The organism is Ensifer sp. ZNC0028 (assembly GCF_000799055.1).
GTDB lineage: Bacteria > Pseudomonadota > Alphaproteobacteria > Rhizobiales > Rhizobiaceae > Ensifer.
Genome location: NZ_JTLA01000096.1, coordinates 22,664 through 31,027 on the forward strand (window position 1 = coordinate 22,664; position 8,364 = coordinate 31,027).

General features: G+C 63.7%; 3 protein-coding genes. 2 read left to right on the forward strand and 1 reads right to left on the reverse strand.

Translation table 11 applies throughout. From position 1 onward, the window contains the following. The first annotated feature begins 118 nt into the window (after window positions 1-118). Window positions 119-1,381, forward strand: coding sequence for an efflux RND transporter periplasmic adaptor subunit (locus L981_RS22265; RefSeq protein ID WP_043621210.1), 1,263 nt, complete (start codon window positions 119-121; stop codon window positions 1,379-1,381). Beyond that, window positions 1,378-4,557, forward strand: a complete 3,180-nt coding sequence (locus L981_RS22270; protein WP_043621213.1) for an efflux RND transporter permease subunit — start codon at window positions 1,378-1,380, stop codon at window positions 4,555-4,557. The genes L981_RS22265 and L981_RS22270 overlap by 4 nt, the downstream gene beginning before the upstream one ends. A 294-nt stretch (window positions 4,558-4,851) precedes the next feature. Here L981_RS22270 and L981_RS22275 read toward each other — a convergent pair. Continuing rightward, window positions 4,852-8,364: putative Ig domain-containing protein (locus L981_RS22275; RefSeq protein WP_156134188.1), on the reverse strand; the 3,513-nt coding region annotated here is incomplete at its 5' end.

Below are 8,364 nucleotides of genomic sequence, written 5' to 3' on the forward strand. Positions count from 1 at the left end.
CGAAAGAAATTTCTGGAGGTCTTGACCTTTCCATCGTTGGAAACCGCACCTTCGCGAAGAACTGATCGCTGCCGTGGCCACTCCGGCCGGGCGCGTGAACAAATGAAGGTGAACGAGAATGAGTAAAAAGGCCGCCGCCCTGTTTCTAGCCGGTGTCGCAGCCGTTGGAGGGCTTGCCCTTGTCAACGACGATGGAGCGGGAACCTTCGCCAAACGCCTTCTTGCGCTTGCCTCCCCGACCAGTGCGTCCGAGGCAGTCGCGGCGACCGGAACCGCGGGTGCGCCCATGCCCAAGGTTCCGGTCGCCGAGGTCGTCACGCGTGAGGTCGCGCCGGCGGTGGAATTCACGGGCCACTTCGAGGCGACAAAATCCGTTGAATTGCGTCCGCGCGTCGGCGGCGCCGTCGACAGCGTCAGTGTTCCCGAAGGCGCGCTCGTGAAAGCAGGACAGGTCCTGTTCCAGATAGATCCGCGACCGTTCCAGGTCGCCCTGGACGCCGCCAAGGCGCAGCTGAAACAGGCGATCGTTCTGCTCGATCACGCCGACATCGCGTTCCAACGCGCCAAAACCCTGGTTCCGAACGGAACCGTATCGCGCAAGACCTATGACGATGCCGAGGCCGTCCAGCGCCAACGGCAGGCCGAGGTCGAAATTGCCAAGGCGGCAGTGGCCGCGGCCGAGCTCGATCTCTCCTTCACGCGCGTCGCGGCTCCGATCGGCGGGCGGGTCGATCGCGTGCGGGTGACCGAAGGCAACCTGGTTTCAGGCGGCAATGCCGGCGCCGCCACGCTGCTGACCACCATCGTTTCGACGGACCCGCTCTATGTCTACTTCGACATAGACGAGGCGACGTTTCTCGATTTTAGCGGGCGAGCGCGGCCTGACAAGGGAGAAGGCGCCACCGAGAAGCTGCCTGTCGGGGTTGGCGTCATGACGGATACCGGTTTCCCCCATGCGGGCGTTCTCGATTTCATCAGCAACCAGGTCGAACGCAGCACCGGCACGATCCGGGCCCGCGCGATCGTCGCGAACCCGGATGGATTGCTCGCACCCGGTCTCTTTGCACGGGTAAACCTTGTAACCGCGGAACCTGCCCGCACAGTTCTCATCCACGATCAGGCGATCGGTACCGATCAGGGGCGCCGCTACGTGCTGGCGCTCGGGCCGGAGAACAAGGCCGAATATCGACCGATTGCGCTTGGGCCGATGATCGACGGCCTGCGTGTGGTCTCAAGCGGTCTCAAGCCGGGTGACAAGATCATTATCAAGGGGCTCGTCCGCCCTGGCATGGAGGTGGACCCGCAGGCGGTTTCGATGGTGTCGGGCGAGGCGCCCGAAGGTGATGTGGCAGCGGCCGCTTCGCAGGAGGCGCGTCGATGAACATTCCACGCTTCTTCGTCGACCGCCCCATCTTCGCGGTCGTTCTTTCGGTGCTGATGCTGATCGGCGGTGGCCTGACCCTCCTGAAGCTGCCGCTCAGCGAATATCCTCAGGTGACGCCGCCGACCGTGCAGGTCACCGCAAGCTATCCGGGCGCGAGCCCGGAAGTGATCGCCGAAACGGTTGCCGCTCCGCTGGAGCAGGTGATCAACGGCGTCGAGAACATGCTCTACATGAGCTCGCAGGCTGCAACCGACGGACGCATGACGCTGACGGTGACTTTTCAGCAGGGCACCGACCCCGATATGGCGCAGATCCAGGTTCAAAACCGCGTCTCTCGCGCGCTTCCGCGCCTGCCACAGGAAGTTCAGCGCATCGGCGTCGTGACGCAGAAGACCTCGCCGGACATCCTGATGGTCGTGCATCTCGTCTCCCCGGACGATCGCTACGATCCGCTCTATCTGTCGAACTTTGCCACGCTGCAGGTTCGCGACCAGCTCGCGCGCCTGTCCGGCGTGGGGGACGTGCTTGTCTGGGGCGCCGGAGAATACTCCATGCGGGTCTGGCTCGACCCGGCCAAGGTCGCAGCGCGCGGATTGACCGCCTCCGATGTGGTCGCGGCAATCCAGGAACAGAACGCTCAGGTTGCCGCCGGTTCCGTCGGCCAGCAACCGGATGCGTCGGCAGCGCTGCAGGTCACCGTCAACACGCTCGGCAGGCTATCCAACGAGGAGCAGTTCGGCGCGATCGTCGTCAAGACTGGCGCCGATGGCCAGGTCACCCGGCTGCGAGACATTGCCCGTATCGAACTGGGCGCGGACTCCTACGCGCTGCGCAGTCTTCTTGACGGCAAACCGGCGCTGGCGCTGCAGATCATCCAGAGCCCCGGCGCCAACGCGCTCGACGTGGCAAGCGCCATTCGCGCCACCATGGAAGACCTGCAGAAAGGTTTTCCGGAGGGCATCGAGTATCGCATCGCCTACGACCCTACCGTCTTCGTGAAGGCCTCGCTGGAGGCCGTGGTGATGACTCTGCTCGAAGCGATCGTTCTGGTCGTCATCGTGGTCGTGCTCTTTCTTCAGACCTGGCGGGCGTCGATCATCCCGCTGGTTGCCGTGCCGATCTCGTTGGTCGGCACCTTCGCGCTGATGTACATGTTCGGCTTTTCGCTCAACACACTCTCGCTGTTCGGCCTGGTGCTGTCGATCGGGATCGTGGTCGATGACGCCATCGTCGTCGTCGAAAACGTCGAGCGTCACATCGCGCTGGGCGAAACGCCGAAGGAAGCGGCGCGCAAGGCGATGGACGAGGTGACCGGGCCGATCATAGCCATCACCTCCGTGCTCTCGGCAGTATTCATTCCGTCCGCCTTCCTGTCCGGCCTGCAAGGCGAGTTCTATCGCCAGTTCGCGCTCACGATCGCCATCTCGACGATCCTGTCTGCTGTCAATTCCCTCACGCTTTCCCCTGCACTGGCGGGCGTACTTCTGAAGCCACACCACGGCGAGGTGAAGCGCGATCTCTTGACCCGGGTGATCGACGGCCTGTTCGGGTGGTTCTTCCGGCTCTTCAACCGGTTCTTCGAACGCGCATCGGATGCCTATGTCTGGTCCGTCCGCCGTGCCGTCAGGCTCAGCGCACTCGTGCTGCTCGTCTATGGCGGCCTGGTCGCCTTGACATGGCTGGGCTTCCAGACCGTGCCGGCCGGTTTTGTGCCGGCGCAGGACAAGTACTACCTCGTCGGCATCGCCCAGTTGCCGACAGGCGCATCGCTAGATCGAACCGAGGCGGTCGTCAAAAAGATGTCGGAGATCGCACTCGCCGAACCAGGCGTGGAAAGCGTCGTCGCCTTCCCGGGACTCTCGGTCAACGGCATGGTCAATATCCCCAATGCCGCCGTCATGTTCACGATGCTGAAGCCGTTCGACGAACGCAAGGATCCCTCCCTGTCCGCATTCGCGATCGCCGGTCGCCTGATGGGCAAGTTCAGCCAGATACCGGACGGTTTTGCCGGCATCTTCCCGCCGCCACCCGTCCCGGGTCTCGGCACGACCGGCGGCTTCAAGATCCAGGTCGAGGACAGAGCGGGCCTCGGCTTCGAGGCGCTTGCCGAAGCGCAGGGCGCGATCGTGGGCAAGGCGATGCAGACACCGGAGCTTGCCGGCATGCTCGCAAGCTTTCAGGTCAACGCGCCACAGGTGCAGGTGGACATCGATCGGGTGAAAGCCAAGTCTCAAGGCGTGCCGCTCAACACCATCTTCGAAACGCTGCAGGTCAACCTCGGTTCGCTCTACGCCAACGATTTCAATCGTTTCGGCCGGACATATCGCGTGGTGGTTCAGGCGGACGCGCCATTCCGAATGCAGCCGGAAGATATTGGCCGGTTGAAGGTGCGCAACGCGGCGGGCGCAATGATCCCGCTGTCAGCGCTGCTGACGGTCAAGCAGAGTTCGGGGCCGGATCGCGTCATGCATTACAACAGCTTCCCGTCGGCCGATATCAGCGGCGGACCTGCACCCGGTTATTCCTTCGGACAGGCGACCGCAGCCATAGAACGGATCGCCGCGGAGACGCTACCACCCGGCATGACCTTCGAATGGACGGAGCTCGCCTATCAGGAAAAGCAGGCCGGAAACACAGCGATGTATATCTTCCCCCTGTCGGTCCTGCTGGCGTTTCTCATACTTGCTGCCCAGTACAACAGCTGGTCGTTGCCATTCGCCGTGTTGCTGATCGCACCGATGGCGCTGCTTTCCGCGATCGCAGGCGTCTGGCTTACCGGCGGCGACAACAACATCTTCACGCAGATCGGCTTCGTCGTTCTCGTGGGGCTCGCGGCCAAGAATGCGATCCTGATCGTCGAGTTCGCGCGAGCGAAGGAGGACGAAGGCGCCGATCCCCTGTCCGCCGTGCTCGAGGCGGCCCGTCTTCGGCTGAGACCGATCCTGATGACGTCGCTCGCCTTCATCGCCGGCGTCGTTCCGCTGGTGATTGCAAAGGGCGCCGGCGCTGAGATGCGTCACGTCATGGGTATCGCCGTCTTCGCCGGCATGCTCGGCGTCACTGTGTTCGGCCTCGTGCTGACACCGGTGTTCTACGTCCTGGTGCGGAAACTGGCGATCCGACGCGAAAATCGCCAAGGCAACGAGACAGTACCGCTCGAACAGCCCGCCTGAAAAACAACGGCGATCGCATGCCGTTTTGGCTTCACGGCCAAAGGGCCGCCTGCGATCGCCACCTCAGCCATCGCCTGATCTCTTACGACCTTAGAACTCGCGGGTCGGCATCTCAAAGCCGGAGCATCAGGCTCGTGAAAATGAAGGCCAGGCCGATACTGGGCGGCGCCCAAACACTTCCGCGCACGGCAACGACCTCGTCCAGCGGCTCGCCTTCTGCCAGGCGATCGCGCCGTATCTCGGCCGGATAGGGTGCGGCCGCGCTTGAGGGGCAAAGACGATACAGCGTCGATGTCAGAAGCGCACATGAGCGCCCGCCTTCGCGCCGATCGTCTGCTCGCCATCGCTCTCTATTCCGTAGAGCAATGAGAAATCGAAATCCCAGTTGAGGTCGTTGGAGAGGTTCAGCCCGGCGCTGACCGTTCCGAACGCACCGTTGTTGTCGAGCGCGGCAAACCCGGCTGTGCCGCCGACGCGCGGGGTCAGCACCAGGCCGTTGTCGAGGCGGTAGGCCCGCTCCAGATCTGCCCCGACGCTGAGCCGCAACTGTTCCTCGGTGAAGCCTTTGAGGTCGACCTTGGTGCCGTCGCCGCTCGAAACGCTATAGTCTTCGACCTTCTCGTTAAGGAAAACGGCGCGTAGCGCAGGCGTCAGCACGGTTGCATCCCCGAGCTGCCACTGCCCCTGCAGTTTCGTGTCCGACATGATGCGGCGCGTATCGAACGAACCGTCGAAATATTTTGTGTCGATGTCGTTCCACGAGCCGCCGTAGAGCAGGCTGGTATCGAGGAACACGCCGGTGCCAAGCTCGAATGAGGCATAGGGTCCGGCCAGCCAGCCGTTTCCGGTCAGTTCGGCATCGGCGTCAGTCGGATCGGCCATGCGGTCGAGGTGAAACGACAGGCCCACCAGCGCCTTCTCCGACAGCAGATAGTCCGCACCGGCGGAGAGGAGCCCGAAGGTTCCCCAGCGGCCGGCGTTCTCATCCCCTTTGTGCACTGCGACAGTGCCGTCGATCCAGATATTGAACGGCGACAGCGTGGCCGCGCCCCCGCTCCCAACCTCGTCGGCGGAGGTAAGCTGGGCGAGGCTGGTGGAAAAACCGACCGTCATCCCATCGGCGGCAGGCGACATGCTGGTCGAGATCGGATCGCCACCGGCCCGGCCCATCCTGCGGCGCTCGATCAGGCCCGGCACCTTGACCGTCGTCGATAGGAGGTTCTGCCGCGCACGAACGAAATCTCGCACCAGACCGTCGATTTCTGCCGCGACTTTTTCGCTATTGTGCACGATCGCGTAGGTGATCGTGCCGGTATTGGACAGGCCGAGCGCGCTTTCCAAGCGGTAGCCGACGACGGCCGTGCCGATGAAGCCGGGATTGGGCGTGAACCTCAGATAATAGCCAACCGGCGCGAAGGCTCCGCTTGCAGCGAGTTCGCCTTCGATGATCTCGGCCTTGCCGGCACTCGCAGGGTTCACGAAGGCGACCCCTGCACCGGTGAACGGCCCACCCGTCGCGCCGGCGTTCAGGTAGACGTTCCGTGGGCTGTCGCCCTCCACGACCGTATAGGATCGGCTGACAACCGTGACGCCCCGCCCCTTGACGGTCAGTCGGTAGCTGGCCTCGCCGGTATTGCCGACCGCATCGCGTGCCGCGATCGTAAAGCCATAGGTTTTGGCTTCGACATCGGCATGCAGCGGGCCACTGAGTTCTCCGGTGGACATGTTCAGTATCACACCTTTTGGCAGTTCTCCGCGCACCTGGCTGTAGAGAATTCCGCCCTGGCCGCCTTTGGCGGTCACCATTGCCGAATAGCCTTCGCCCACCATGGCGTCAGGAAGGTCACCGCCCGAAGGCGAGAACGTGAGCTTCGAGGCGACGACAGTAATGCTCACCGTCGCTGGCGCCGAGGTGCCGGTGGCGTTCGTCGCCGCATAGGTGAAGCTGTCCGCGCCGGCATAGCCGGGTTCCGGCGTATAGCTGATCGAGGTTCCGGAAACCGACGCCGTGCCATGCGACGGCGACGCTACGACCGAAACGCTTTGCGCCAAACCGCCGGAAAGCGAAAGCGGGATCGGGTTGGCTGCAGAGCTTGCCGTGACCGCCACGACGACGTTTCCGACGACAGGAAGCGGCTGACCGATGGCGATCTGGTAACTGACGGTACCGGTAGCCCCGTTCGCATCGGTTGCCATGATGGTAAAGCCGCCGGTGCCCTCTGCCGTCGGCGTTCCGGTGATCGCGCCGGACGATGGATCGAGGTGCAGGCCTATCGGCAGCGTACCGGCCACAACAGCGTAGCGGTAGGGCGCGGCGCCGTTCGCGACGCCGATCGCCTGGCTGTAGGCCCTCCCGACCGCTCCTCCGTCGAGCGCACCGGTTGCTGGCGTGAAGGCAAAATTCGGCGGGCTGACGGTGACGGCAACGGTCGCCGGCGCCGAGGTGCCGGCTGCGTTCGTGGCCGTATAGGTGAAGCTGTCCGCGCCGGAAAAGCCGGGACCCGGCGTATAGTCGATCGACATGCCGGAAACCGCTGCCGAGCCATGCGCGGGCGCCGATGCAATCTCGACGCGGTCCGCCGCACCACCGGAGAGCGAAAGCGCGACCGGACTGGCGGCCGAGTTTGCCGCGATCGTTGCGGAGACGCTGCCGACGATCGGGAGTTGCGGATTGATGGCAAAGGAATGGGTCACCGTCGGCGCCGGTAGATAGGCTGCATTGCCGGCTTGGTCTGCGCTAATCGTGCAGGGACCGATGGCGACTGCCGTCAGTGTCGCGCTGCCGGTGATGGTGCAGATCGCTGGCGTCAGCGAGGTGAATACAGGCGGCAGACCGGAACTGCTGGTCGCCGTCAAGGTCGAGACAGTTCCCAAGGTCTGCGAACCGGGATTTGCGAAGGTGATGAGCTGCGCAGCCACCGGTGTCACCGCGTTCGATGTCGCGGAAGTCGCACCGGCGCCGGCTGCGTTGTTGGCCGTGACGGTGAAGGTATAGGCAGTACCATTGGTCAATGCGGTGGCGATAATGGGGCTTACCGCCGCCGTGAAGGTCGCGCCACCCGGATTAGCCGTCACGGTGTAATCGACGATAGTTGCCCCGCCGTTCGAGGCGGGTGCTCCGAAGGTGATCGTTGCCTGCGTGTCGCCAGCCGTCACGCTGCCGATGAGAGGTGCACCGGGCACCACGGGAATGACCGTGAAGGACTGGCTGACCTCGGCTGCCGGCAGATGGGCCGGGCTACCGGCCTGAACGGCATTGATCGTACAGGTGCCCGCGGCGACGAAGGTCAATTTTCCGTCGCTGGTGATCGTGCAGACGTGCTGTGTACCTGAGGTAAAGGTTGGCGACAGGCCCGAATCCGACGTCGCCGTCAGGACCGGCGTGGTGCCGAACGTCTGTGTACCGGGATTGTCGAAACTGATTGTCTGGGCCGCCGCCGGGGTGACCGAATTGGAAGTCGCCGATGCGGGGCTCGTTCCGGCCGCATTGGTAGCCGTCACGCTGAAAGTATAGTCGACGCCATTTGTCAGTCCGGTAACGGTGACGGGACTTTGCGAACCTGTGCCGGTCGCCCCGCCCGGATTTGCTGTGACGGTATAAACCACCGGCGCGCCATCAACCGGGATTTGTGCGGCGAAGGTGACTTCTGCCCGCCGGTCTCCTGCCGTTGCCGCACCGATTGTCGGCACACTTGGCACGACCGGATGAACCGCGAATGATCGCGTCACCGTCTGGGCCGGAAAGTAGGCGGCATTGCCTCCTGCGTCGGCATTGATGGTGCAGGTGCCCGCGGAATGGAACGTCAA